The 26,616-nt window shown below is 33.6% G+C and carries 26 protein-coding genes; 13 read left to right on the top strand and 13 right to left on the bottom strand.

The window, feature by feature from the left end; all coding sequences use genetic code 11:
- Nucleotides 1–38 precede the first annotated feature (38 nt).
- The 9 genes from AC1QSP_RS00515 (at nt 39) to AC1QSP_RS00475 (ending at nt 9,928) form a co-directional block, all read left to right on the top strand.
- Complete coding sequence (locus AC1QSP_RS00515; RefSeq protein WP_484079297.1) at nt 39–1,721, top strand: PNGase F N-terminal domain-containing protein; 1,683 nt, start codon at nt 39–41, stop codon at nt 1,719–1,721.
- Between the two features lie 95 nt (nt 1,722–1,816).
- Nucleotides 1,817–2,554 carry a DUF4290 domain-containing protein gene (locus AC1QSP_RS00510; RefSeq protein ID WP_484079296.1) on the top strand — a complete coding sequence of 246 codons (738 nt, stop codon included), beginning with the start codon at nt 1,817–1,819 and terminating at the stop codon, nt 2,552–2,554.
- A 23-nt stretch (nt 2,555–2,577) separates the two neighbouring features.
- On the top strand, nt 2,578–3,891 hold the full coding sequence (murA, locus tag AC1QSP_RS00505; RefSeq protein ID WP_484079295.1) for a UDP-N-acetylglucosamine 1-carboxyvinyltransferase: 1,314 nt from the start codon (nt 2,578–2,580) through the stop codon (nt 3,889–3,891).
- A 9-nt stretch (nt 3,892–3,900) separates the two neighbouring features.
- Nucleotides 3,901–4,581 carry a DedA family protein gene (locus AC1QSP_RS00500; protein ID WP_484079294.1) on the top strand — a complete coding sequence of 227 codons (681 nt, stop codon included), beginning with the start codon at nt 3,901–3,903 and terminating at the stop codon, nt 4,579–4,581.
- Nucleotides 4,578–5,315, top strand: a complete 738-nt coding sequence (locus AC1QSP_RS00495) for a shikimate dehydrogenase family protein (protein ID WP_484079293.1) — start codon at nt 4,578–4,580, stop codon at nt 5,313–5,315. The genes AC1QSP_RS00500 and AC1QSP_RS00495 overlap by 4 nt, the downstream gene beginning before the upstream one ends.
- A 55-nt stretch (nt 5,316–5,370) precedes the next feature.
- A complete protein-coding gene (locus AC1QSP_RS00490) occupies nt 5,371–7,224 on the top strand; it encodes a DUF349 domain-containing protein (RefSeq protein ID WP_484079292.1) in 1,854 nt (617 codons plus the stop codon).
- 16 nt (nt 7,225–7,240) lie between these two features.
- The gene (gene ribD, locus AC1QSP_RS00485; RefSeq protein ID WP_484079291.1) at nt 7,241–8,284 is read left to right on the top strand and encodes a bifunctional diaminohydroxyphosphoribosylaminopyrimidine deaminase/5-amino-6-(5-phosphoribosylamino)uracil reductase RibD; all 1,044 of its coding nucleotides are present in this window, start codon (nt 7,241–7,243) and stop codon (nt 8,282–8,284) included.
- Nucleotides 8,277–8,882, top strand: a complete 606-nt coding sequence (locus tag AC1QSP_RS00480; RefSeq protein ID WP_484079290.1) for an IMPACT family protein — start codon at nt 8,277–8,279, stop codon at nt 8,880–8,882. Before ribD ends, AC1QSP_RS00480 begins: the two co-directional genes overlap by 8 nt.
- Nucleotides 8,882–9,928 carry an acyltransferase family protein gene (locus AC1QSP_RS00475; protein WP_484079289.1) on the top strand — a complete coding sequence of 349 codons (1,047 nt, stop codon included), beginning with the start codon at nt 8,882–8,884 and terminating at the stop codon, nt 9,926–9,928. Before AC1QSP_RS00480 ends, AC1QSP_RS00475 begins: the two co-directional genes overlap by 1 nt.
- Before the next feature lie 43 nt (nt 9,929–9,971).
- On the opposite strand, the gene AC1QSP_RS00470 is transcribed toward AC1QSP_RS00475, so the two are convergent.
- The 3 genes from AC1QSP_RS00470 to AC1QSP_RS00460 all read right to left on the bottom strand — a co-directional run bounded on the left by AC1QSP_RS00470 (nt 9,972) and on the right by AC1QSP_RS00460 (nt 14,854).
- Entirely contained in the window at nt 9,972–11,204 is a 1,233-nt protein-coding gene (locus tag AC1QSP_RS00470) for a porin (RefSeq protein WP_484079288.1), read from the bottom strand.
- Between the two features lie 94 nt (nt 11,205–11,298).
- Complete coding sequence (locus AC1QSP_RS00465) at nt 11,299–11,829, bottom strand: YqiA/YcfP family alpha/beta fold hydrolase (RefSeq protein WP_484079287.1); 531 nt, start codon at nt 11,827–11,829, stop codon at nt 11,299–11,301.
- Nucleotides 11,830–11,968: 139 nt separating this feature from the next.
- Nucleotides 11,969–14,854, bottom strand: a complete 2,886-nt coding sequence (locus AC1QSP_RS00460) for a S9 family peptidase (protein WP_484079286.1) — start codon at nt 14,852–14,854, stop codon at nt 11,969–11,971.
- On the opposite strand from AC1QSP_RS00460, the gene AC1QSP_RS00455 reads away from it, so the two are divergent.
- Together AC1QSP_RS00455 and AC1QSP_RS00450 are read left to right on the top strand one after the other, a co-directional pair.
- On the top strand, nt 14,853–15,905 hold the full coding sequence (locus tag AC1QSP_RS00455) for a 3',5'-cyclic-nucleotide phosphodiesterase (RefSeq protein WP_484079285.1): 1,053 nt from the start codon (nt 14,853–14,855) through the stop codon (nt 15,903–15,905). The two genes, AC1QSP_RS00460 and AC1QSP_RS00455, sit on opposite strands and share 2 nt — an antisense overlap.
- A gap of 148 nt (nt 15,906–16,053) precedes the next feature.
- Nucleotides 16,054–16,494 carry a hypothetical protein gene (locus tag AC1QSP_RS00450; RefSeq protein ID WP_322970480.1) on the top strand — a complete coding sequence of 147 codons (441 nt, stop codon included), beginning with the start codon at nt 16,054–16,056 and terminating at the stop codon, nt 16,492–16,494.
- 142 nt (nt 16,495–16,636) lie between these two features.
- Here AC1QSP_RS00450 and AC1QSP_RS00445 read toward each other — a convergent pair whose 3' ends face one another.
- The 8 genes from AC1QSP_RS00445 to AC1QSP_RS00410 all read right to left on the bottom strand — a co-directional run bounded on the left by AC1QSP_RS00445 (nt 16,637) and on the right by AC1QSP_RS00410 (nt 22,733).
- The gene (locus AC1QSP_RS00445) at nt 16,637–16,783 is read right to left on the bottom strand and encodes a hypothetical protein (protein ID WP_484079284.1); all 147 of its coding nucleotides are present in this window, start codon (nt 16,781–16,783) and stop codon (nt 16,637–16,639) included.
- A 13-nt stretch (nt 16,784–16,796) separates the two neighbouring features.
- Complete coding sequence (locus tag AC1QSP_RS00440; RefSeq protein WP_484079283.1) at nt 16,797–17,252, bottom strand: SRPBCC family protein; 456 nt, start codon at nt 17,250–17,252, stop codon at nt 16,797–16,799.
- Between the two features lie 66 nt (nt 17,253–17,318).
- Nucleotides 17,319–18,131, bottom strand: coding sequence for a purine-nucleoside phosphorylase (locus tag AC1QSP_RS00435; RefSeq protein ID WP_322970483.1), 813 nt, complete (start codon nt 18,129–18,131; stop codon nt 17,319–17,321).
- Complete coding sequence (gene lpxK, locus AC1QSP_RS00430) at nt 18,115–19,143, bottom strand: tetraacyldisaccharide 4'-kinase (RefSeq protein ID WP_484079282.1); 1,029 nt, start codon at nt 19,141–19,143, stop codon at nt 18,115–18,117. The genes AC1QSP_RS00435 and lpxK overlap by 17 nt, the downstream gene beginning before the upstream one ends.
- Before the next feature lie 115 nt (nt 19,144–19,258).
- Complete coding sequence (locus AC1QSP_RS00425) at nt 19,259–19,870, bottom strand: DUF4230 domain-containing protein (protein ID WP_484079281.1); 612 nt, start codon at nt 19,868–19,870, stop codon at nt 19,259–19,261.
- A complete protein-coding gene (locus tag AC1QSP_RS00420; RefSeq protein WP_484079280.1) occupies nt 19,867–20,421 on the bottom strand; it encodes a hypothetical protein in 555 nt (184 codons plus the stop codon). The genes AC1QSP_RS00425 and AC1QSP_RS00420 overlap by 4 nt, the downstream gene beginning before the upstream one ends.
- A gap of 30 nt (nt 20,422–20,451) precedes the next feature.
- Nucleotides 20,452–21,609 carry a M14 family zinc carboxypeptidase gene (locus AC1QSP_RS00415; protein WP_484079279.1) on the bottom strand — a complete coding sequence of 386 codons (1,158 nt, stop codon included), beginning with the start codon at nt 21,607–21,609 and terminating at the stop codon, nt 20,452–20,454.
- Nucleotides 21,609–22,733: a GNAT family N-acetyltransferase gene (locus AC1QSP_RS00410; RefSeq protein WP_484079278.1), complete on the bottom strand. Its 1,125-nt coding sequence runs from the start codon at nt 22,731–22,733 to the stop codon at nt 21,609–21,611. Before AC1QSP_RS00410 ends, AC1QSP_RS00415 begins: the two co-directional genes overlap by 1 nt.
- A gap of 191 nt (nt 22,734–22,924) precedes the next feature.
- Between AC1QSP_RS00410 and AC1QSP_RS00405 the strand changes: the two genes are divergently transcribed.
- The gene (locus tag AC1QSP_RS00405; RefSeq protein WP_484079277.1) at nt 22,925–23,617 is read left to right on the top strand and encodes a zinc metallopeptidase; all 693 of its coding nucleotides are present in this window, start codon (nt 22,925–22,927) and stop codon (nt 23,615–23,617) included.
- A gap of 97 nt (nt 23,618–23,714) precedes the next feature.
- Nucleotides 23,715–24,284, top strand: coding sequence for a hypothetical protein (locus tag AC1QSP_RS00400; protein WP_484079276.1), 570 nt, complete (start codon nt 23,715–23,717; stop codon nt 24,282–24,284).
- A 189-nt stretch (nt 24,285–24,473) separates the two neighbouring features.
- Here AC1QSP_RS00400 and AC1QSP_RS00395 read toward each other — a convergent pair whose 3' ends face one another.
- The gene (locus AC1QSP_RS00395; protein ID WP_484079275.1) at nt 24,474–26,252 is read right to left on the bottom strand and encodes an AMP-dependent synthetase/ligase; all 1,779 of its coding nucleotides are present in this window, start codon (nt 26,250–26,252) and stop codon (nt 24,474–24,476) included.
- Between the two features lie 125 nt (nt 26,253–26,377).
- The gene (locus AC1QSP_RS00390; protein WP_484079274.1) at nt 26,378–26,614 is read right to left on the bottom strand and encodes a hypothetical protein; all 237 of its coding nucleotides are present in this window, start codon (nt 26,612–26,614) and stop codon (nt 26,378–26,380) included.
- Between the last annotated feature and the right edge of the window lie 2 nt (nt 26,615–26,616).

The raw sequence follows: 26,616 nt of genomic DNA, 5'->3' as shown, positions 1-26,616 counted from the left end.
GGTTTACATGAATAGAAATGTAAACCTATTTTGATTTTATGAAGCCGATATTTTCATTTTTTATTTTCTTAATCGTACACTTGCCCTTAATTGCACAAGAAACTTATCAAATTACCTATGAAAAACTAAGTAATCATAAAAAAGTAACCGATTCTAATCCAATCCGTGTTATTGCTAATGCGGAAGAAACAGTCATCGGCACTGAAAATTCATTTGTTACTGATCGTTTCTATCCCAATGAAATTCATTATTATCACGGACAAGAACCTGAATTGATTTATTCCATTATGGAATTAGACGAGAATCGAGTGCTAAAAACGGTTGATTCAATAGGATTTAAAAAAATAGGATTTAAAAAATTAAATCAAACCAAACGAATTTTAGGTCTACGCGCAAAACATGCTCAAATCATTATTAATTCGAATACTATTGACTTATGGTATGTCGATCATTTAGGAATACATGCTTCACCTGTACCTTTAGGATTAAAATTAGGATTTGTTTTAGAATTTACGCGTAATAATAATTATACCATACGCGCTTCAAAAATTGAATATCTTGATCAAGTACAACCTTCCGGATTCTACCAAAAACATATGGCTTTAGATCCTTTAGACCCACTTACTTATTCCCATTTGGTTTGGAAAAATAAATTCAAAACAATTCCACTCTTAGCCCGACAACAAATACATTATGACCCGCAATCCATTGTTGCTTCTAATAACGATTCTATCTTTCGATATGCCCATGGAACAGTAGTTGTTCGCAAAGTGAAAATGCCCTATATCGATCACGGTTCACAATTGTTTTTGGATGTTACGCAAGTTTCAAATGGAGATGCCTATGACCGAACAGGCTCGGTATTTATTATTCCTCAACGCTCAAAAACCAATTTAAAAGATGCGCTTGAGAAGGGATTGAATATATTACCCGTCTATGAAAATGGCAATGGAAAAAAATACCAAGGTGTCGTTTTAACGAAAGATTACGAACCTGTAATTGAATTGATGCGGTTTTTCACCCCCTTTGGTATTGGCCAATTTAATCACGTTCAGTTGAAAGATAAAACATGGCATCTCGAAAATCCATACCGCCAAGATATCTCAGAGTTTCGAGATTTATTATCGGACCAAGAGGTATATATTGGATTCTTTATTGGAAATTATGACCAAGGCGGCCATATGATCGATGCTAATTTAACCATCCATAATTCCGAAAAGCAATTGTTTTCAAATGGTAAATCCTTAGCTTTATTTAACACCTTAAATGTGATGGAAATGGCTGGACAAGAATATCCAACCCTGTTCAATTCTGATCGTGGAATTCACCTTGAATTTGAGTTAAAAGAAGATTGGAAAAACGCCAAATTACGATTGATTACTACTGGTCATGGGGGTTGGGGAAATGGAGATGAATTTGTTCCAAAATTAAATTCGGTGTTTATCGACGATAAATTGGTCTTTTCATTAACGCCATGGCGTCAAGATTGTGGATCCTATCGTTTATATAATCCTGCCTCAGGAAATTTTGACAATGGATTATCCTCATCCGATTATTCCCGATCAAATTGGTGTCCAGGTACAGTTACTACGCCCTATTTTATCCAATTAGGGGATTTAAAGGCAGGAAAACACACGGTACAAGTCAAAATTCCTCAAGGTGAACCCGAAGGAAATAGTTTTAGTTCTTGGGCCGTATCAGGAGTTTTGTTAGGAGAATAATAAAATTCGGTTAAATCCATGGTTCGAATGGATTTCGTATGAGAATATCAAATATAAATTAGTAAGTTTGTAGACTTTAATTGTAGAAAAAATCGATGGAATATAACACGCTACGTTCTAAATTGATCATCCCAGAATATGGTCGACATATCCAACAAATGGTTGATCATTGTTTAACAATCCAAGATGAACAAGAAAGAAACGAATTCGCTGAGATTATCATTGAAGTGATGGGTGAACTGAACCCGCATTTACGTGATGTTCCAGACTTTCAACATAAATTATGGGATCAATTGTTTATTATGTCTGACTTTCAGTTGGACGTAAAATCACCTTATCCGATTCCCACTAAAAAAGATACGATCGATAGCAAACCCAATAAAGTGGAATATCCACAATCCATTTACAAATACCGTTATTACGGAAATAATATTCGTAAAATGATTGATGTGGCTGTCACTTGGGAAGAAGGAGATAAAAGAGAAGGCTTATTCTTTGCCATTGCCAATCACATGAAGAAAAGTTATTTAAAATGGAACAAAGATACGGTGGAAGACAGCGTTATTTTTGATCATTTGTATGAGCTTTCTAATGGTAAGATTGATTTGAGAGCGGTGGATGATAACTTGGTGCAACCAGACCGTCAGAATAATTATAGCCAACAAAATCAAAGTCGTTCCAATAATTATCAAAATCGTTCGACGAATAATCATAACAATCGTCAGAATAACCAAAACAATCAACGATCGAATCATTCGAACAATAACAACAATCGAACAAATAATAACAACAATAATCGTAACCAAAACGTTAGAAATAACAACAAAGGTTAAATAAATATAAGTTATCATTTACAATGGCAACATTTCAAATAAAGGGAGGAAAGAAATTAAGTGGAGAGATTACTCCACAAGGTGCTAAGAATGAAGTTTTACAGATTTTATGTGCCGTTTTATTAACAAGTGAACAGGTTCGTGTAAAAAATATTCCTGATATCCGTGACGTCAATCGTTTGATTGAAATCTTAGGAGATTTAGGGGTAAAAACTCAAAAGAATGGTAAAGGTGATTATACTTTCCAAGCGGACGAGTTACGATTAGATTATTTAAAATCAAAAGCATTTAAAAAAGACGGAGCATCATTGCGTGGATCAATCATGTTAATGGGTCCTTTATTGGCTCGTTTTGGTGAAGCTTACATGCCAAAACCAGGAGGAGATAAAATTGGACGTCGTCGCTTAGATACACACTTTGAAGGATTTTTCGCTTTAGGAGCAAAATACCGCTTTAATCCCGATGAAGATTTCTATGGTGTAGAAGTGGACGAAAATGGATTACAAGGAGCATACATGTTATTGGATGAGGCTTCTGTTACCGGAACAGCAAACATTATTATGGCTGCCGTTTTAGCGCATGGTACAACAACCATTTATAATGCGGCATGTGAACCATACATTCAACAATTGTGTAAAATGTTGAATCGTATGGGAGCGAAAATCACAGGAATTGGTTCTAATTTACTTACGATTGAAGGCGTAAGCGAATTAAGAGGTACTGAACATACTTGTTTACCGGATATGATTGAGATCGGTTCTTGGATTGGTTTAGCTGCAATGACGAAGTCAGAAATTACCATCAAAAATGTCTCTTGGGATAACTTAGGAATTATTCCAAACGTATTTCAAAAGTTAGGAATTAAATTAGAACGTCGCGACGATGATATTTACATTCCTGCACAAGAAAATTATGAAATTGAGCGTTTTATTGATGGATCAATTTTAACCATTTCTGATGCCCCTTGGCCAGGTTTTACTCCAGATTTATTATCGATTATTTTAGTGATTGCTACCCAAGCCAAAGGAAGTGTTTTAGTTCACCAAAAAATGTTTGAATCGCGATTATTCTTCGTGGACAAATTAATTGAAATGGGAGCTCAAATCATTTTATGTGATCCACACCGTGCAACAGTGATTGGATTAAATCATGAAAACCCATTAAAAGGTGCACAATTAACATCTCCAGATATCCGTGCCGGAATGTCTCTATTAATTGCAGCATTATCGGCTAAGGGAACTACCGTGATTCATAACATTGATCAAATCGATCGTGGATATGAAGATATCGATACCCGTTTACGAGCTTTAGGAGCAGATATTATTCGAACAGCATAATCTATTACCATGCAATCAATCATTGAATTTTTTAGCAATTTTGTTCAACGTCCAGATAAAGTCATCATGCAGATGATTGAAACCTATGGATATTGGATCTATGCTATATTATTCACTATTATTTTTGCTGAAACAGGATTAATCATCATGACATTCTTGATGCCATTTTTACCTGGTGATGCTTTAATATTTTCTATCGGAATGATTGCAGCCAACGATGAGCAAAACCATTTACACATCGAATTCGTCATTCCGTTGTTAATGTTTGCCGCTATATTAGGTGACAACGTCAATTACTTTGTCGGGAAGAAATTTGGACATTGGATTTTAAACCAAGAAGATTCCTTCTTCTTAAAGAAGAAACACTTAGAAAAAGCGACTGACTTTTTTAATGAGAATGGTAAAAAGGCCATTATTATTGCACGTTTTATGCCGGTAGTACGTACGATCATTCCCTTTATTTGTGGAACGACAAATCTGAATTACCGTATTTTTTTAACGTACAGTATGATTGGTGCATTTCTTTGGGTAGGTGTCATTTCATTATTAGGTTATTTCCTCGGTGGATTTGATATAGTTCAACATCATCTGGAAAAATTTATATTCGGAATAATTATCGCAGCGAATATGCCTTTGATTACCCGTTTAATTAAAGCGCAATTCAATAAAAATAAAAAAGACGCTATATGAAACAATTGGGATTAATCGGGAGAAATATCTCTTACTCTTTTTCCAAGGGTTACTTTGCTGAAAAATTTAAAAACGAAAACATCGTAGGTTTCACCTATGATGTTTTTGATTTACAGCAAATCCAAGACGTTGAAAAAGTCTTCGAAATTGATCATTTAAGAGGATTTAACGTCACTATTCCATACAAACAAGAGATTATCTCCTATTTGGATGAATTATCACCAGAGGCGAAAGCTATCGGTGCAGTCAATACCGTTCTGATAACGGATGGAAAAAGGATTGGATTTAATACAGACTTTTATGGGTTTAAACATTCCATTACACCCTTATTGCAACCTCATCATTCGAAAGCCTTAATTTTAGGATTTGGAGGTGCCGCAAAAGCTGTTGTGTATGCTTTAGAACAATTAAAGATCGCATATCGTATTGTTTCAAGAAATCCAGCTGAAAATGATTTGGGATATGATGACTTAACGGAAGAAATTATGAACGAGTATTCGGTGATTATTAATTGCTCACCTGTGGGTACATTTCCTCATGTAACACAAGCTCCACAAATTCCTTACCACTTACTTACTCCAAACCATCTTTTGTATGATTTAATCTATAATCCTGAGGTTACTCAATTCTTACAAAATGGATTAGAACGAGGGGCTATTATTAAAAACGGATACGAAATGTTGGTTTTACAAGCTGAAAAATCATGGGAAATTTGGAATAAACCCACTTTTTAGTCTTGATTTTATAGATTAGATTCATTAGATTTGTTAGGAACTAAACTTTCTATATATGAATATTGAAATGGATAACCTGCAACCAGCAGACGGAAACAACTTATCTTCTAACGCTGCTAATCAATCGACTAACGAATCTTACGTCTTAAATGAAAACCAAGATTACAAATCTGAAGATGTAATCGAAAGAAAAGATTATGAGTCTTTTGGATTTGAAGTACTCATTGACGAAGCTAAAAATTTAATTAATAAATATCCGGCTCATCAAATCAAAAATCACATCGAGCAAATTCGAGATGTTTTTAAACAAAAGATCGAAGCAGAGGAGCAATCAAAAAAAGAAGCCTTTGTTGAAGAAGGTGGAGATCCTTTGGATTTTCGATTTAATAGTGTGTACAAAAGTCAATTCCAAACCGTTTACAACGATTTTAGAAATCAGTTATCCATTTATCATAAAGAAAATGAAAAACAAGAGAAACAAAATCTTGCAGAACGTTTAGCCATTATCGAGGAATTAAAAGCTCTTTATACGGAACAAAATGTATCCACATCACAGATGTTTAAAACGTTCCGCGAATTAAAAACAAGATGGCATAATGCGGGGCGCATTCCAGCCGCTCAGGCAGAGAATGTTTTTAAGAATTATTTCTTTCATTTGGACAACTTCTACAAGTATCTTGATTTAAATAAAGAATTACAAACGCTAGACTATCAGCATAATTTAGAAGTTCGTTATTCTATTATCAAACGTGCTGAAGAATTAGTTCAAGAAGAGAATGTACAAAAAGCCTTAAACGAATTACAATATCTTCACCGATTATGGAAAGAAGAAGCCGTTCCGGTTATGGAAGAAATGCGTGAAGTGACTTGGTTAAAATTTAAAGAATTAACCAATAAAATTCACGATCGAAAATCGATTTTAAATGAGAAATTGAAGCAAGAACAAGCTTTAAATTACGAGAAAAAAATTGCTGTTATTGAGAAAATAAAAACCATTACAGCAAATACAAAATCTAAGTCGCACGCCGAATGGCAAAAAGCCATCAAAGAAGTCAACAGCTTAAGGGATGAATTTATGTCGATTGGACGTGTTCCGAAAGATAAAAACAACAAAACATGGGATGCTTTAAAAGAAGCCTCTCGAGAGTTTAATCAAATTAAAAATGATTTTTACAAATCATTAAAAAATGAACAGCAGGAAAATTTAAAGCGTAAATTGGCTTTATTGGACATTGCGAAAGAACACCAAGACAGTACGGATTGGAACAATTCAGTAAAAGTGATTAAACGCATCCAAAACGAATGGAAAAGTATTGGTCATGTGCCTCGAAAAAATTCAGATAAAATTTGGAAAGATTTTAAACAAGCATGTAATCAATTTTTTGATCGATACAAAAATCGTCAGAATGAGCACAATGAACAATACGAGCAAAATTTAGAAATCAAACATCAACTTTTTGCAGAATTTAGTGCGCTACAGCTTCCTGAAGATAAACATGAAGCTTTAGATGTTTTAAATGCTTTCCATTCCAAGTGGAATGCTGTTGGAAAGTTACCAGCGAATAAAGGAGAGATCAACCAAGAATTTTCGAAAGCTTATCAAGAAAAGTTAAAATCATTAAACTTATCAAATTCAGAAGTTCAAGATTTTAAATTACAAGCTTTTATTGGACAAGTCATTGCCAATAAAGATAATCGTACACTAGACGAAGAAATTCGTAAAACGCGTAAAATCATTGAAGATCTTGAAAAAGAAATTAACCAATTGGATAATAACGTTCATTTCTTTGCCAACGCAGATGCGAACAATCCTTTATTGAAAGATGTTTATCGTCAAATTGAAGAAAAACGTTCGAAATTAGTCGAAGCTGAAATCAAATTAAGAACACTAAATCATGTAGAGTTTTAAAATCTACTTCATTTCAATGACACAACAACTTATCGATGAGCGCTATATGGCTCGTTGTATACAAATAGCTCAAAACGGGTTAGGATCTACATATCCTAATCCGTTTGTTGGTTCTATAATTGTCCATAACCAAAAAATTATAGCAGAAGGTTACACTTCGGCATATGGAGGTCCACATGCAGAAGTGAATGCCATTCGTCAAATTAAAGATGATTCGATATTAAAAGAATGCACTTTGTATGTCACTTTAGAACCTTGTTCACATTACGGGAAAACACCACCATGCTGTGATTTGGTCATTGCAAAAGAATTTAAACGTGTGGTGATCGGAACATTAGACCCATTTGCTGAAGTTAATGGACAAGGATATCTTCGTCTATTAGAAAATGGAATCGATGTCACATTAGGGGTTTTGGAAGAAGAATGCAAAGAATTGAACCGTCGTTTCATTACCTTTCATCAAGAAAAACGTCCATATATCATCTTAAAATGGGCTCAAACACAAGATGGATATATGGGGCACGATGATGTGCAAAAATGGATTACTAATCGTTATTCAAGGCAATTGGTCCATGAATGGCGTACAGAAGAACAAGCCATTTTGGTCGGAAAAAAAACAGCATTAGTCGATAATCCGCAACTGAATACTCGATTTTGGGAAGGTAAAAACCCTCTTCGCATTTCTATTGATAAATTTTTAGCCATTCCACGGTATTTTCATTTGTATGATCAATCCATTCCAACGGTTATTTTCAATGCCATAGAGGATCGTGAAGATAAAAATTTGAAATTGGTTAAAATTGATTTTGATTCCAACATCATCCCTCCTATTCTCGATTATTTATATCAAAACAATTTTCAAACATTAATTGTAGAAGGCGGTAGTGATACCATTCAAAAATTTATTGATATGAATTTGTGGGATGAAGCAAGAGTCTTATCTTCGAACGCTTTTTGGAATGAGGGGATTTTAGCTCCTATTGTACGCGGAAAACGAGTGTCTCAACAAAAAATAATTAATGATCACGTAACGGTGATTCGAAATCAAAAAAATGACTGATTCATTTAAAACCATTAAAGCTCCTGTAGAGGATGTTATTTTTAAAGAGTTAGGGAGTAAATTTATCAACTATGCTTATCCCGTGGATTCGGAAGAAGAAGTAGAATTTTACTTGAACCAATTGTACGAACGTTGGCCGGATGCAACCCATCATTGTTATGCCTATGCCATTGGAATAGATGGAAAAACATTTCGAGCAAATGACGATGGGGAACCAAGTGGTTCGGCTGGGTTACCGATTTATAATCAAATATTATCGCATGAGATAACAAATGTATTAATTGTATCGGTTCGTTATTTTGGTGGAACTAAGCTTGGGGTTCCTGGTTTAGTCAAAGCATATAAATACGCGGCCCAAGTGGCTTTGGAAGAAGCTGAAATTGTAGAGAAATTCATTACGCAACGGGTAAAAATGATTTTTAATTACGATCAACAAGGAATTGTTGAACGAAATGTCGATCGAATGAATGGTGAAATAAAAGATAAACATTTTAGTGACAAATGCATGTTTACCATTGCAGTTCGTGCCAGTAAAATGGAAGAATTTATCCGTCAGTTCGATGAATATTATCAAATGGAAATTAAAATTTTAGATTAATGTTAAACAGCTTAACTTCATTGCGTTTCTTCTTCGCATTCGCTGTGTTTCTTTCCCATTTAACCTTTGTACAAACTGATTTGAAGTGGTACAATTGGCTAAAAAATGTGGTCTTCTTTGAAGGATATGTAGGGGTTGGATTTTTCTTTATCTTAAGTGGTTTTGTGTTGGCACTTAATTACAAACACAAGATTATCGATCAGCCTCATTTTTCCTATAAGAATTTTTACATTGCCCGCATGGCAAGAATTTATCCTTTGCATGTCTTAACATTTGCAGTGATGATTCCATTGGTCATTGTTCAAGGATTATTTGGATGGGATAAAGCTCTATTGAATATCAGTTTGCTTCATACCTACATTCCGATTAAAGATTATAATTTCTCAATCAACAATGTTTCTTGGAGTATATCAACAGAATTTTTCTTCTATTTGATGTTTCCCATGTATGTCATAGGATTGCATCGCTACAAATGGCTGAAATATGTATTGTTTATCATAGCCATACCGTTGTTAATTTATTTTGAACCCTTTGTTACCGGAAATAAAGATCTTGAAAAAGGAATTTATTATGTCAATCCTCTTGTAAGAAGTTTGGACTTTATCATTGGAATACTGTTGTGTGATGTATTCCAAAAAATTAAAGACACTAAAATTTCAGTTGCCAAAGGCACCTTATTTGAAATAGGAGCTTTAGTCATATTTGTGTTATTTTTTAGCTTTTATGATGAGGTCGTTAGAACATTTCGATACAATATTTACTATTGGATTCCAATGATTCTCATTACGCTTGTGTTTGCTTTACAACGCGGAATGTTATCCAAAATCTTACAAAATAAAACTTTGATATATTTAGGTGAAATCAGCTTTGGATTTTATATGATTCATATGATTGTCATCAAATATGGTAACTATTTCTTCCCTGAAGGAAATGATTTTATCAAAATTGGTGCTTATTTTATTCTTGCCATTATGTTGAGCATTATTTGCTTTGAATATTTTGAAAAACCATTGGCTAAAAAAATCAAAACTTATTTTTCGAAATAATAAAAAAGCTGAATCTAAAGATTCAGCTTTTTTTATTTTCCTCTTATATTCCAATTTCAACTTGTAGACGAGCATACCAATTGTTCTTGGAAGTTTGATCAAAGAACTTTTGATTTTCATAGGTAACTTCCGCTTGAAGTTTAAACGCATGTTCCCAAATGTATTTCGTTAAACCTAAACTATACTGATCTGTATTGGGTGTAAATTGAAAAATAGAATTTTTAACCCTTTGATTCGAATATCTTCCAATCACTTCGTAATTTTTTGGAAAAGTATATGAAGCTTGGAAATCATGTCCTCGACCTGCATAGACATATCTAAAATCAGTGATATCCTCTGGATTATAAGATAAAATTCGATCTGCATTACGATTCATATAGGCATACATCAATGCCCAACCTCGATATTTAAACATTGCATCTAAAAATAAGGATTGAATATTTGTCGGATTAAATAATTCATCACCTAATTGACCTTGTGTACGATGCGCATGATGATTGAATGAGTAGGCCGCAGAAACCATTAATTTTGGTTTACTTTCTTTAAAAAGGTCGCCTTCGAAGTTGGTCCCGTCATTTGTGAATGATCCCAAAGGAAATAATTCGACTTTTCCTGTATAGGCTAACCCAGTATCATTAAATTCTGTCCAGTTTCGACCTTCTCCACTAGAAACAGCCCCTCTCACATGATATGAAAATTTATCTTTTCTTTTCTTGCTATGCTGCACTTGAAATCCAAAATCACGATCAATATTAAAATCAGCGTTATTGATCGAACGATCTGTAAGTTGTAAAGCTCCAGAAGAGTTGATGCGTTGTCTATTTCCTGGTAATTTGGTTTGACCAAATCCAAATGACCAATTCTTAGTTGGTTTATAGAAAATCATGGCATCACGAATGATATTGGTATTCTTCCCTTCCTCAGCTTTTCCCACATCTCCTGATGCAAAAGATAATTGAATTGAATATTCAAATTTTGGATCTCCAATAAACCCATCAAAGCGAAGTCTTAAACGGCGAATTTGTGCATCGATCGCATCTTCTTCATCTTGATTATCAAAATAGGTAACACGATTCTGCATTCGGAAACGAATATTGACTTGATAGATACTATCTGCTGATGTTATTCCTAAGCCATCACCGTAGCTATAATACGGCAACATATTCATTTTATAATCTTCATCTGCAGCCTCTTTTTTAGGTTTTATTGTATCTACCTGTCCAAAAGTTAGGGTACAGCAACATAGTGTAAATAGTGATAAGAAAAGGTTCTTCATGTTTGCAAAATTGTGTAGCAAAATTACTTAAATCTACGTTAGATCAAATTTAAGTTAAGGTTAAATCTACATCAACTATTTACAAATCTACCATTTAGATCATGGGCATTACTTCACTAAAATTGCTAATTCGATGATCATCTTTTACCAAAATAATTTCCACATTCCCTGGATGATTGAAATCGTACATTTCAAAATGTGCTCTGGTTTGATTGGCATTTAGTACCTCATCTTGTAAACCAATAATTACTTTGGTACGAATAAAATGATTCATTGGTTTTAAATATTGAAGTAAATGTTTCGGAAAATTATCTTCGTATTTGTACATTATTTCTACAAATGGATTGATTAAAATTAAATCACAAGAAATCCCCACTTCTAGCAACATGTGTTGAATTTGCCATGCAAAATTACCTCCTTCTGAACTACCGATTAAGGTAATAGGCTCTTGCACCATTTCTAACATATGAAATGTATTTTCAATGAAATGCGTTAGATTATCATTAAATTTCCATTCCAAACAAATGGCTGTTGGGTATTTTTCTTTGATTAAATTATACTTTCTAGAACTTCTTGATCCATACAATCCATGAATGTAAAACACTTTATTTCCCTCGTCTATCATCCTTATTTTCATTTTTAAGCGAAATGCAAAAATAATAAAAATGCTAAAAATTATTTATTAATACATTATAATTAAATGCAATACATCCATAGAAATACTTTTATTGAATAAAAAAAACCCGCATGTAGCGGGCTTTTAATTATTGATTAGTCGTTGGATTTTCTTCATAATCGAATCCCCAATCAACTCCTTTTAAAGTGGCTGGAACTCCAGTTGTCATCCATTTTGGAGCTGGAGCATCTTTTAAGTAATGATCAAAGAATTGTTGTTGACGTTTTTGAATATCGTTTCGATTGGCACGATTCATTAAGTTATGATCATCGTTATTGTAATTCAATAACCAAGCAGGTTTCCCTAAACGACGAAGAGACATAAACATTTCAATTCCTTGGTACCATGGCACAGCTCCGTCTTCATCGTTATGCATAATGGCTACCGGTGTATTGACATTTGGGGTGAAAAATAAAGGAGAATTTTCAATGTATAAGTCTTTGGCTTCCCATAAATTTTTACCAATTCGACTTTGTGTACGTTCGTATTGAAATTGTCTCGACATTCCTGTTCCCCAACGAATTCCACCATAGGCAGAAGTCATATTCCATACTGGTGCTCCTGCCCATGCAGCAGCATACATATTGGTGCGTGTAATTAAATGTGCGACTTGATAACCTCCCCAACTTTGACCTTGGATACCGATTTTATCTCCTTTCACCCATTTATTTTTCTTTAAATGTTCTACACCAGAATTGATATAGTCTTCTGCAGATTTCCCTGGTTGTCCATCAATATACGAGATATCAGGAGTAAATACGAGATATCCATTGGATACAAAATAAGAATGATTTAGACGTGATCGTGTAGGCGCTGGCTCTTGGTAACGATGTAAATTATCTGACATTTTCTCGTAAAAATACACAATCATAGGGTATTGTTTATTCTCGTCAAAATTTTCAGGTTTATATAAAACTCCTGTAGCTTTTTTTCCTGAATAGGTTTTCCATTCTACCAGTTCTGATGTTTCCCAAATGTAATCTTTTTGTTGAGGATTCAAGTTAGACACTTTTGTTTCTTGAATAAAATCTTTTGAAACATAAACATCTGCAGGGTTAATCACAGATTCTTTGGAATACACATACACATCAGCATCTTTAGCCTTACGCATATTTTGTGCAGCATACATATTGGTCATGGTAACCATTTCAGGATTTTTTGATTTTTCAATTATCGTTTTAAATACTCCTGTTGCTTTCGTTTTGTTATCAAATGCTGTAAGGTAAATGGTCTGCTGACGATCTAAAGTTTTTATTTCATCATTCAAACGTTGGATGTTAAACGTCATATTATTTTTACGCCCAAATCCATTTGTAATATTGTCTGGTTTTTTCTTTCCAGCTAAGTCAAATTCCCAAATGTCATAACGGTCTTTGATTAATACCGTTTGATCATCTGTTGTAAAATAAGCGATTCCATATTCTCTCGCTTCCGTAGGCATATCATTTTCCTCATCTTCGAAAGAAACTTTTAACTTTTTATTTAATTCTACCGTTTGTTTAGTGAATGGGTTATAAGAATACCACAAATGCGTTTCACGATTATAGTAAACAATATATTTACCCGATGGAGAAGCTACTAATCGACCTACTAAACCGATAACAATTGGCTCACGTTTTCCTGTGGCAATATCCACCATATAATAATCTCTACGTCCCGAAGCATCCCATTGAGAAGATAGACGGTACATATTATCTGAAATACCAATAGCATATGGTGCATCCCCTTCATTTACTAAATCAATTTGATTCATTGAAGCATCCGCTAATTGAACAAACTGATTGGGTTGAGTAGGATTAATATAAGCTAAATACGATCGTTTCTTTTCTCGCTCAAGATTTTTTAATTGCATTGGTTGCGTATAATCTTCATTCCAATGCCAAATATCTACTTTAGCATGATCTTCCGCTATCAATGTCGTATCTTTTTCGATCGGTTTTGGTGCAATTCCTATAAACAAATTTTTACCCGATTTACTGAAATTTGGTTTACGGTGTTCAGAGACTACCCAATCCACTGGCATAGAATTCAAGGAAATTGAATCAATTTGACCATTTAATGGTAATTTCGCATGATAAAATTGATAGGTTTTTGATTTCACTTTATCGCCTTCTCTCGTACCTACGAAAGCAATTTGAGATCCATTTTCATCAAAAGAAAATTGTTTAAAATCCCCCTTCCCTTCTACGATTAATTGTTTGGTAAAAGTAGAAGTATTGACCAAATAAACTCCGTATTTCGTTTTATCTGTAGAATCCTTTTTTTCTGGCTTTGTCGTAAATACTAAATGTTTTCCATTATCCGAAAAATCATAATTCACTACATTTTTAAATGTTTCTTTCTTTCCAGAAACTAAATTTCTTAGGACCAAATCCAGGGGTTGATCCTTCTTTCCATCTTTTTTAGGTTCAGCTTTTTTATCTTTACCTTTTACGGAATCCTTTTTCTCTTCTTTATGCAATAGGTAAGCAACAAAAGAACCTTCTTTTTCTGGAACTTTAAATGATTTTAAATTAGGTAATTTTTCAACTTTTTGGGTCGATAGATTTACAATACCAATCGAATCTTTAACAATTTCATGCTCTTTTTTCTTTTTGATTCGAACTTCTTTTAAATCTTTATAAAAAGGTTTGATATTAAATATAGCGAATTTAGAATCTGCCGTAAATTTAACTTGGTCACCACGGTGAAATTCTAGACTTTTTTGAGAAGGAATTCCAAAAACAGCTAACGTATTGTCACTTTCTTGGGTTTTTACTTGATAAGCTACCCAATTTCCATCATTCGATAACATCGAATATCCAATCGATTGCCATTCGTCATAAACGGTATGATCTAAAGGCTTTTTTTGAGCATCAACCTGTGTTGTAATAAATGTAACAGCGGCAAGAACTAATGCCTTTTTTTTAATAAAATCTTGTGCGTAGTCCAGAACGACATGCGCTTTCGATTTAGACATAAAATGTTGTATCATGTGTTGTTTTATTTCATTATTAGACCAAAATAATCATTTAAAGTTTAATCATCCCTTTAAAAAAGATGGAAATTCAGTGAAAGAAAGTAATTTTATCAAAAATTTAAACGTGAAAAATATCCTTTTTGCAGCAGCATGTCTAATGGGTTCTTGGTCCTTTGCTCAATCCATTGAAATTGTACCTTTAGGTGTATATGGTGGTTCAGATGAAAGTAATCTTTCCTCTTATTTGGTCGGTATTGAGCATCAAAATCAATACCTTGCGATGGATGCTGGGACAATCAATCGTGGAATTCAATCTGCCATCCTTCAAAAGACTTTTACTACTGATGGGACTGATGTTTTACAAAACTACATTAAAGGTTATTTTATATCCCATGGACACTTGGATCATTTAAGTGGAATGATTATTAATTCACCTGAAGACAGTAAAAAACCGATTTATGGAACAGCTGAAATGATTGAGGTCTTAAAAATTAATTATTTTACCAATGCGTCATGGGCTAATTTTGGTAGCGAAGGTGAATCGCCTATTTTGAATAAGTATCAATATGTAATTAAACAAAACTTAGAACAATTTGAACTTTTAGAAACCGGATTGAAAGGTCAACTCTTTGAATTAAGCCATGTGAATCCCTGGAAAAGTTCGGCGTTAAAAGTCTCGACCGCAACACAATCATTAATGTATTTTGGAGATACGGGAGCGGATCGAATTGAAAAAACCAATCATTTAAGAAACATTTGGAAAACAATTGCTCCTGAGATTAAATCTGGAAAATTAAAAACCCTGATGTTAGAAGTTTCATTCCCGAATCATCAACCTGAGCATTTATTATTTGGTCATTTAACACCCCGACTTTTGATGGAAGAAATGCATCACTTATCCAAGTACACAGGAAAAGAGGCATTAAAAAATCTGAACATCGTTGTTACGCATATTAAACCAAAAGACCAATATGAAGAGATTATTAAAAAAGAACTTCAGGAAGCAAATGATTTGGAATTAAATTTCATCTATCCAAAACAAGGAAAGCGAATTGTTATTCAATAATAAATTACACATTTATTAATTTAAGACTCAATAAATTCAATATATTTTATTATAATCCGTCAATTTTCAATTAATTGTTAAAATTATGGAATTTTATTGCTGTTATTAGGAAGTTGCTTTTATATATTTGGGGTAAACCACACATCAGATGACGCCACAAATAGGGGAAGTTTTCCTAATGGAAAATGAACAGTATTTTATAGATGAACAACCATTACACCAGTATTTTTTAACATTAAATCATCCACCCTATTTTACACCGCCTTCACCTACATGTTGGAGAGGCTATTATGGAAAATGGGCCTTAATTGGAGATGAATTGTATTTGATTCATTTTAGAGGATATTTGGAAGGGTTTGATGAAGTTGATATTAATTATCTGTTCCCATTACAAGAACAGGTATTTGCCGACTGGTACTCAGGAACCATACAAGTACCACAAGGCAAAGTTGTACAATGGAATGATACTTTGAATGCTTCCATTTACGAAGAATATTTGCATTTGACCTTTGAAAATGGAATTTTAATTCATTACGAATGTAAAGATTCAAATTACGGAAAAGCGACAGAAACGGAACTTTCCCATTAATTTACAAACAACTTATTGCACACATTTTGGCGGTAAACTATTAAGCATAAGAAGATTCGATATAAAGCTTGATAGCTATATCGCCAAATTTAAAGGATAACCCCTTAAGAAATTTTCTTAAGGGGTTATATCATGGGAATTATTATTGTTTTAAAAAGGGATAATCGGTATAACCTTTTGCTCCTGCCGTGTAAAATGTTTTGGAATCCGCTTCATTTAATTCAGCATTTTGTTTATAGCGTTCAATTAAATCGGGGTTGGCAATAAATGGAACACCAAATGAAACCAAATCTGGATTACCATCAGTTAAAAATTTGCATACAAATTTCTTTTCTATACTGAAATAACGCTTTTAGATGATTTAAAACTAACGGTTGATGAAATAATTCACCTAACCAACCTAATGGCAATTCGTAAACAATTTCATCTTTCATCAAAACACCTTCACCTTTTTGAATAAATGTATGTTTGTGTTTCCATGATCGAAAGGGACCTTTTCTCTGAATATCAATAAAATAAGATTGATGTACGACTTTCAAAATTTCGGTTTCCCAATACACTGGTATTCTGAATAAAGGAGAAATGGTATAAACAATACGCATTCCTTCAAACAATTGTGTTTTCGGAAGATTTGATCGAACAATCATTTTCATATGATCTGGTGTCAAAACTTTTAATTTTTTTGCATCCGAGAAAAAAGCCCAGACTTCTTCAATTGGGGCATCAATATATTGTTCGTATTCTAGATGATGTTTCATCAATTAAATTTATACAAAAAAATCGCCTTAGTAACCTAAGACGATTCTTTCAAGATTATGTTATGATTAACACGTTTCAATCACGCTTTTTACAATTTTAATTACGTTTGGCATTGCAGTATTCGCTGCATTTAACACCTCTTCGTGTGAAACTGGGAAAGCAATTTCTGGTCCCCCTAAATCTGTAATAACTGAAACACAGAATACACGCATGCTCATGTGTTTAGCAACAATTACCTCAGGAACTGTTGACATCCCAACTGCATCACCACCAATAAAACGAACTAAACCATACTCTGAAGGTGTTTCGAATGTTGGTCCTTGTAATCCTACGTAAACCCCTGTATGCACTAAAATATCATTTGCTTTCGCAAAATCTAATGCAGCATTTAACATTGGTTTATCGTAAGCCTGTGACATATCCACAAAACGAGGTCCTAATTCATCGATATTTTTACCACGTAATGGATGTTCTGGCATCATGTTGATGTGATCTTTTAAGATCATTACATCTCCCACTTTAAAGTTAGGATTTACACCACCTGATGCATTTGATAAGATAACTTTTTCGATTCCTAACCCTTTGAAAACTCGCATAGGGAAAGTTACTTCCTGCATTGAGTATCCTTCATAAAAGTGGAAACGTCCAGCCATCATTAACACATTTTTCCCTAAAATCTTTCCAAATACTAAATGTCCTTTATGACCTTCTACCGTAACTTGTGGGAAACCTGGAATATCTTGATAGTTAATTACAATCGGATCTTCAACTTCATCTTCTAATTTTCCTAAACCAGATCCTAATACAATTACGAATTCAGGAGTTGTAGGAATAATATTATTGATGTATTTTACAGCCTCATTAATGCGTTCTAACATACTCTAAAATAGTTTGATTAAATTTTTCTTTATCGTTTAATTCGATTCGGATAGGAAGATAATATAAGTCATCATTTAACGAATGTTCTTCAAACAACCTCATATAATCCTTTTCTGTCGTCACAATGATCTTATCGCCTTCCGTTTCTACAAATCTTTTGCGAATATAGTCAATTTCTACGTCTTTAAAATTATGATGATCGGGATACTTTAAATGCAATACATTCTTAAAGTTGGCTTCCGCAAACTTTACCAAACCATCAGGGTTTGCAATACCTGTCACTAAAATTACATTTTTATTCATCCATTCGTTACGTGAAATCTGATGATTGGCACCAATCAACACCTCATCATATATAATTTTAGAGAAAAATAATTGCTGATGATCTTTTAATTTGATTTTTTCTTGAAAAACCTTGTATCGATCGGCCGGAATTTGATCTGGGCATTTTGTTACTACAATAATATCTGCACGTTTTACTCCGCTTCTCCCCTCTCTTAGATCACCTCCAGGAAGTACATAATCTTCAAAATAAGGCTGATTATAATCGGTTAAAAGAATATTGAAACCTGCTTTAATTTGTCGGTGCTGAAACGCATCATCCAAAATAATCACTTCAGGATAATAATGTTTTTTTAATTTTTCGACGCCTAAAACACGACTTTCGCAAACAGAAATTAAAATTCGATTCTTAAAACGTCTAAAGAATTGCATCGGTTCATCTCCAATGTCATATACTTTTGAATCGTAGTTAGCAATACGAAATCCTGACGTTTTACGACCATAACCACGACTTAATGTACACGTCATTTTTTCATCTTTCAATAACTCGATCAAATACATCACATGAGGAGATTTCCCCGTACCACCAACCGACAGATTACCTACATTAATAATTGGTAAATCAAAAGAAGTGGTACGCATTAAACCCCAATCATAAAATACATTTCTAATCGCTGTAATTCCCCAGTATAATCCAGAAAAAGGTAGTAAAAGTCTACGCCAATTCATATCATTTAAAATATTAAGCGAAAATAAAACTTATTCAGTGGACCAAAAAAAAAGAAGACCATTAATTTTTAAGAATTATTATAAAAAAATCCATCACGGATGTGATGGATTATGGTCAATCGAATAGTTGTTTCAACTCATTTGCGTAAGTCGTTCGGTCTTCAATTTCCCAACCGTAAATTTTTGCAATTTGATAAATATCGCTTAAGTTTTGAATCAATTGCTGATGTGCTTCTTTTTTTATTTTCTCGCGATCAATTTTCTTTTCTACTTGTGCGACCCCTCTGTTTTTGATTTCGTTTAATTCATTTTTTTCAAACTTATTAAAGATGCTTTGATCCATATCGAAGAAATCCACATCTGGATAAACTTTTAAATCAACAGGAGGAATAGAAGCAATGACAATTTTTTTATTCACAGAATCCAATTCAACTTCCATTTGAGTTAAATCATAGCTCGCTTGAACTTTTGCATTAATCATCATTGTTACTTTTTTATCAGAACTATAAATACTTCCTAGACCAGGTAACGATTTTTTGGATGTATGGGTATAAATCTCGGCTAAAGATTGTTCTGCAACAACCATCTTATTCATTTTTTGAATTTGATAGGCAATGACACGAGAATCTTCGCTCATGGATTTTTTCTCAAGCGATTTAATCCCCCATAGGGCTATAAGCATTCCTAAAATAAATGTAATTAGGGCTATGAATACTGTTTTTTTCAATCTTCTGCGTAGTTTGGAGTTAATGGTGTACCTTTAATAATCATGGCCATATCTTCTTCAAGATATCCTGATACAGGAGATTCAACAATTCGGCCAACTTCCTTTCCTTTTAAATAAAAAATTATCGTCGGAACGTGTGAAATGTCTTTCCCAATTTCTTCTCCATAAAAGCTTTTCTTATTTCGGTTAACGCCATACACTTTCATACGTGCTTCCGTAGGAAATTTCATTGCATTTAAGATTTTATACAATCGAGGTAATTCGCGTTGAGAATCACTACACCAAGTTCCTACAAAAACTTCGATTTTATATTTTTTAATGTCTTTTTTAATGTCTTTCAGTTTACCTTCTTCAACTTCGTAATCATTATACTCTGGTTGGTACCACGTCGAATAATATTTTTCATTCAGTGTTTTTTGCTCAAATTCACCGGTTAAAATTCGTTCTCCGGATTCTGTCTTAATGTGACGGTTTAAAACTTTTGTTTGCTCACAGCTTGTAAAAACGACTGCAACTAAGACTAAAAAAGATAATTTTATAAAATATTTCATGGCTTATTTCTTCGGTTAAATATACAGTTTTTATCGGATTAATTGACCATTCACAACATCAATATCCCCGATACGAAAGGTTGCGATTTGTCCAATATTAGGAAAAGTAGATGCTTTACCTACAAATAATTCACCTTGGGCATCCCATTCTAAATGTCCAATGAATTTTCTTAAATCTCCTAATTCTTGAATTTTTCCTACTACATTCACTTGGTTGGTCTCTGCATCATAAATCTCTTCATAATAAATCCCTAGATCAACGCATGAAACGTGATTTTGGTGAACAACTTTTACATTACGAATCATCACATCTAAGAATCGTTGTCCATTTTGTGGAATAGATTCGTAAGCATCAAATGCCAATTTATCTTGGGATGTTATCGCGAATAATCCCGAAATCAAAGCCAATGCATTGTATTTACGCGTTTGGTTTCGTTGGTAATCATTTGGGTAATGTCCAGCTTCAAATAAAACACATGGGTAACCCATTTTTGTGAAATTATCTCCCGTAGACATCGGATAAAATTCAGAAGTATATCGACCTATTTTTCCGGGAATAACTTTTTGCAATTCCATATTCATGGCTTGTATGATTCCCATTGTCTTTTCACGAACTTCGTTTACATCTTCTTCTTGATTATAAGAAGGTGCTAAAAACGATAAAGTTGCCGGCTCAGCCGTTTGCCCAACATTAAAAATGGTACGCTGATCATGCAAGTTAAATAAGACTTCGTAATTTCCAGCTTCCACTTGTTTTAATAATACATGAATTTCTGTAGATTCTTGAGCCAAAAAATCACGATTAATATCAATTCCAATCGCATTACGACGGGTATTGATATTAGCTCCATCAGGATTTAACATGGGAATAAAATCAAATGTGATTTCTGAAAGGATATGATGAGCTATTGGATGATTGCTTTGCATAAATTTCAGTACATCAAACATGGCACGAGTTCCTGAAGACTCATTCCCATGCATCTGCGACCATATTAATACCCGTTTCGCTCCGGTTCCCATAGATAATTTATAAATGGGTAAACCTAAAAACGAATGCCCAATTATTGTTTTATCAAAAGAAACTGTTTCAAAATAGCGCTGTAAACCTTCAAAATTCAACCATTTTTCATCAAATCCTTCTTGTCTGAACTGGTGATAATCTTTCTCTAATTCTTGAATATTGAACATTAGGCGATATTTTTTCTAAAGGTTTTACGTCTTTTATGATTTACAGGGTTATAAGCTTTCCAAAGTACTTGAATACTCTCATTCTCCACTAATTCAGGATTTGTTTCTAAATATTTGATTCCATTTCGTTTAAAGGTTTCAAACATGGCTTTAAAAATTAAAGCTGTTACTCCTTTTCCTTGGTATTTAGGATCAATTCCGATCAGATAAAATGCCGCTGAATCATTCTTTTTATTGGCTTTCATCAAATGATACCATCCAAAAGGTAATAATTTTCCATTGGCTTTTTGCATGGCTTTCGAATATGAAGGCATCGTAATCGCAAAAGCCACCATTTTATCTTGCTCATCTACAATGATATTCACATAATCCGGGTTAATAAAAGGAACATATTTCTCCTTATAATGCGTCACTTGATAATCTGCAATCGGCACATATGTTTCTAATGGACTATAAGTTTTATCCAATAAATCAAACATTTCGTCAACATAAGGAAACAAGTCCTTTGTTTTAGAAAACTTTAACTCACGCAATTTATAACGTTCTTGAACGATTCGATTGAATTTGATGACTTTCTCGGGCAATACTGTAGGAGCGTCCAATTCAAATTCAACCCATTCATTGGCTGTTTCAAAACCTAAGGTTTCAAAATGTTCTGCATAATGGGGAGAATTGTACAATCCAACCATAGTCGCTAATTTGTCGAAACCTTGTGTTAATAAGCCAGCCTTATCTAAATTTGAAAAACCTACAGGACCTTCCATGTATTGTAATCCTTTTTCTTTTCCGATAGATTGCACCACTTCAAGTAAAGCTTTTGTCACTTCGATATCATCGATGGTATCAAACCATCCAAAGCGCATTTTTTGTTTTCCCTGTTCTTTTACTTCTTTCCAATTGATGATTGCCGCAATACGACCGACAATTTCTTTTCCTTTAAACGCAAGAAAATATCTTGCTTCAGCGTCTTTGAATATCGGATTTTTATCTTTATCCATCGCTTGCTTTTCGTCATTGATAAATGGCGGTACGTAGTAAGGGTTGTCTTTATATAATTTCATTGGAAACTTTACAAAAGCATCCAAATCTTTTGAATTCTGAACTTCTTTTATTTGAATTTTCATAGCGTACAAATGTAAGTAAATCCAATATTTAATTGAATTGATTTTTTACAAAGAAAGGGTAAAATTGTCACATAGAAACCTTATACAATGCCGTTTTAGAGAAATTTTAGCATCGATTCACTACTTTTGGCAGTCGTTTGATGAGTTGGAATAGTTATTGTATTATTGTATAAAACTAATTTATATAAAAAATGGGTGGATATTACGTAATTATTGGATTATTCATGATAATTAGTATGGGGGTTTCTACCATGCTGAAAAGAAAATTTGCTCAGTACTCGAAAACGTTTTTAGCAAACGGAATGAGTGGTAAAGAAATTGCTGAAAAAATGTTAGCGGATCATGGTATTCATGATGTTCGAGTAATTTCAACGCCAGGACAACTTACCGATCATTATAATCCTATGGATAAAACCGTTAATTTATCTGAAGTGGTCTATCATGAACGTAATGCAGCAGCAGCAGCGGTTTCAGCGCACGAAGTAGGGCATGCCGTACAACATGCTGTTGGTTATAGTATGTTACAATTCCGTTCGCGCATGGTACCAATGGTAAACATTGCTTCAAATCTTAACCAATGGATATTGATGTTAGGTTTAATTGTGGCAGCTTCTTCAGGGAGTACACTATTATTATGGATTGGTATTGCTTTATTTGCAGTCACAACCTTATTTGCTTTTGTCACTTTACCCGTAGAATACGACGCATCTAATCGAGCATTAGCTTGGTTAAAAAATAAAAATATGGTTCTACCGAATGAATATGAGGGAGCAAAAGATTCATTAAAATGGGCCGCACGTACCTATGTCGTTGCAGCGATTGGATCTTTGGCACAATTAATTTACTTTGTAATGATGGCCATGGGTGGAAGAAACAACGATTAATATTTAATTTATACATTTTTAAAAGAGAGTCTTCATGGGCTCTCTTTTTTTATACCAAATCAGATCCATTCCAATGAAAAATCCTTATTTTTAGAACATGAGAAACCTATTTTTTGGATTAACTATCCTTTCTTCTATTTCATTGCTCCATGCTCAAGAGAAAGTGCCATCACAAGTTTTTTGGGAAAATCTGCAAAAACATTGTGGAAAAGCCTATTCTGGACAATTAGCTGACCATTCAAAGAACGATGATTTTATGGGTAAAGAATTAAAAATGCATGTCATTTCATGCCAACCCCACGAAATTAAAATTCCTTTTCATGTGGGAGACGATCATTCCAGAACTTGGGTGCTCACTTTACAAGATCAAGTGATTCAATTAAAACATGATCATCGCCACAAAGATGGTAGCGAAGATAAAATCACACAATATGGTGGAACGAATCCAAATCCAGGATTTGAAAACTTTCAAATGTTCCCTGCAGATTTAGAGACTCATCAACGTATTCCCTATGCTTCTACTAATGTTTGGTGGATCACATTGGATGATACAAAGTTTACCTATAATCTTCAACGCGCAGGATCGGATAAAAAATTTACTGTTGCATTCGATTTATCGAAAGAAGTTCCAAAACCGCAAGATCCTTGGGGTTGGAAAAGCGAATAAATGGAATAAACATAACCTTTGGGTAAATTACATTTCCTCTTTTTACAGAACCGCTAAAAATGATTGAAAAGATGAGCCGTTAAATGCCATTTAATGCATGAAATTATGGGGAATTTGAGTAGTTACATTGACTTATCACATCAGTTAAAAAAATAAAAAACCTGAGGATTTCACTCAGGTTTTTAAATTCTAGGATTGACGATCGTATAAACGATCATATACTTCTTTATATTTTGCTAAAACTGCTTTTCGTTTTAATTTAAGGGTTGGCGTTAAAAGACCTTCTTCGATGGTCCATTCATCTGGGACTAATTCAAATTTTTTGATTTGTTCCCAATGCCCTAATTTTTGATTAAAACCTTCGATTTCTTTTTCCAATTCAGCTTTTAATTCTGGCACTTTCACCAAGTCTTCTGCATTAGCAGGTATTGAAACACCCTTTGAATGTAAAAAATCTTTTGTGACTTCAAAATTTGGTTTAATGATAGCACAAGGCATTTTTTCACCTTCTCCAACTACCATAACTTGTTCTATAAAACGAGATTGTTTGAAAATATTTTCAATAACTTGTGGAGCAATGTATTTTCCTCCTGAAGTCTTAAACATTTCTTTTTTACGATCTGTAATGCGTAAAAGTCCATTTTCTATTACACCAATATCACCTGTTTTGAAATATCCATCTTCAGTAAAGGTTTCTTTGGTTTTTTCTTCGTCTTTATAATATCCTGAAAATACAGAAGGTCCTTTCACAATAATTTCACCATCATCTGCAATTTTAACATCTAATCCTTTTAACGGTGCTCCGATGGTACCAATACCAAACATACCTTTTTCCATTTTATTCACCGAGATCACAGGAGAAGTTTCTGTTAATCCATAACCTTCCAAAATTGGGATACCTGCTCCCCAAAATAAATGATTTAAACGTGGTGCTAAAGGTGCTGAACCAGATACCATACAAACTAATTCACCTCCTACACCTTCTCTCCATTTGCTGAATACTAATTTAGAAGCAATGGCGTGTTTAATTTTAAATAAGAAGCCTTGTTCTTTGTAGGGATCATAATCCTCCACTAAACGTAAAGCCCACATGAAAATTTTTGTTTTCAATCCTCCAGCGGTAGAACCAGTATTATAAATTTTATCGTACACTTTTTCTACTAATCGAGGAACAACCGTCATCACATGAGGTTTTACTTCTTTCATGTTTTCACCTAAAGTTTCGATGCTTTCTGCATAATAAATTCCAATCCCCATGTATTGGTAGAGATAAATCAGCATACGTTCGAATACGTGATTGATAGGTAAGAATGATAATGCTCTTGATCCTGAAGGGAAATGAGGAACACGTTCATGACTACCAAAAACGTTACTCACAATATTTTCGTGGGTTAATACTACGCCTTTAGGTCGACCTGTCGTACCAGAAGTATAGATTAAAGTGGTAATATCATTGGGTTTAATCAAATTTTTAAGACTTTCAACCTCGTGCTGAGTTGAATCATCTTTTCCTAAATCAAGAATTTCTTGCCAATTGGGAGCTCCAGAAACTTGTTCAAAGGAGTAAATTCCAATCAGAGTAGGTACTTGGTCTTTCACCGCATTGATTTTCTTAAACAAATCAGCATCAGAAACAATGCAAAATTTTGCTTCAGAATTATTTAAAATATATACAAAATCTTCAGGAGATAACGTGGGATACATTGGAACCGAAATTGCTCCGACTTGTTGCATACCAATATCTGCAATATTCCATTCCGTACGATTGTTCGAAGTGACAATCGCTATTTTATCTTGAGGTTTGATCCCTAATTTGATTAATCCACGACTGAATGCATTAGCTTGAGAAACATATGATGAGGTCGACGTTTTAATCCATTCACCATTCACTTTGCTCACTAATGCATCCGCTCGGGGATTCTTCTCTAACTGATAATAAGGGAAGTCAAATAGTCTTTTAATTTCCATTGATGTTTTCTCGTTTTTTTGTTAGTGCCAAAATAGAAATATTTTTAAAAAAAACAATAACAATTATCGAGAAATAACGTACTTAATACACTAATACTAAATACATTTATCAATATTAGACAAGATTACTCTTCTCCTTCTAATTCAGCCATTTCCTTGTCATAAAAATCTAATGCAAGTTCAATTAAGTTTGCTACTTCTGTATCAAACTCCTCTCCTTCTTCCTCTTCTGATAAATCTTCGAACCATTCCACTTCATCTGTTTCGACGTCTAATAAAAAACGAGGATATTCCGTATGTAAAATGAAGATTTTTTCAGGTAAATCTGAATTGTCAGCAATTAAAAATTTAGGTAATTCCATTG

The sequence above is a fragment of the Faecalibacter sp. genome, from assembly GCF_057177045.1.
This window is presented reverse-complemented; position numbering and strand designations above follow the sequence as displayed.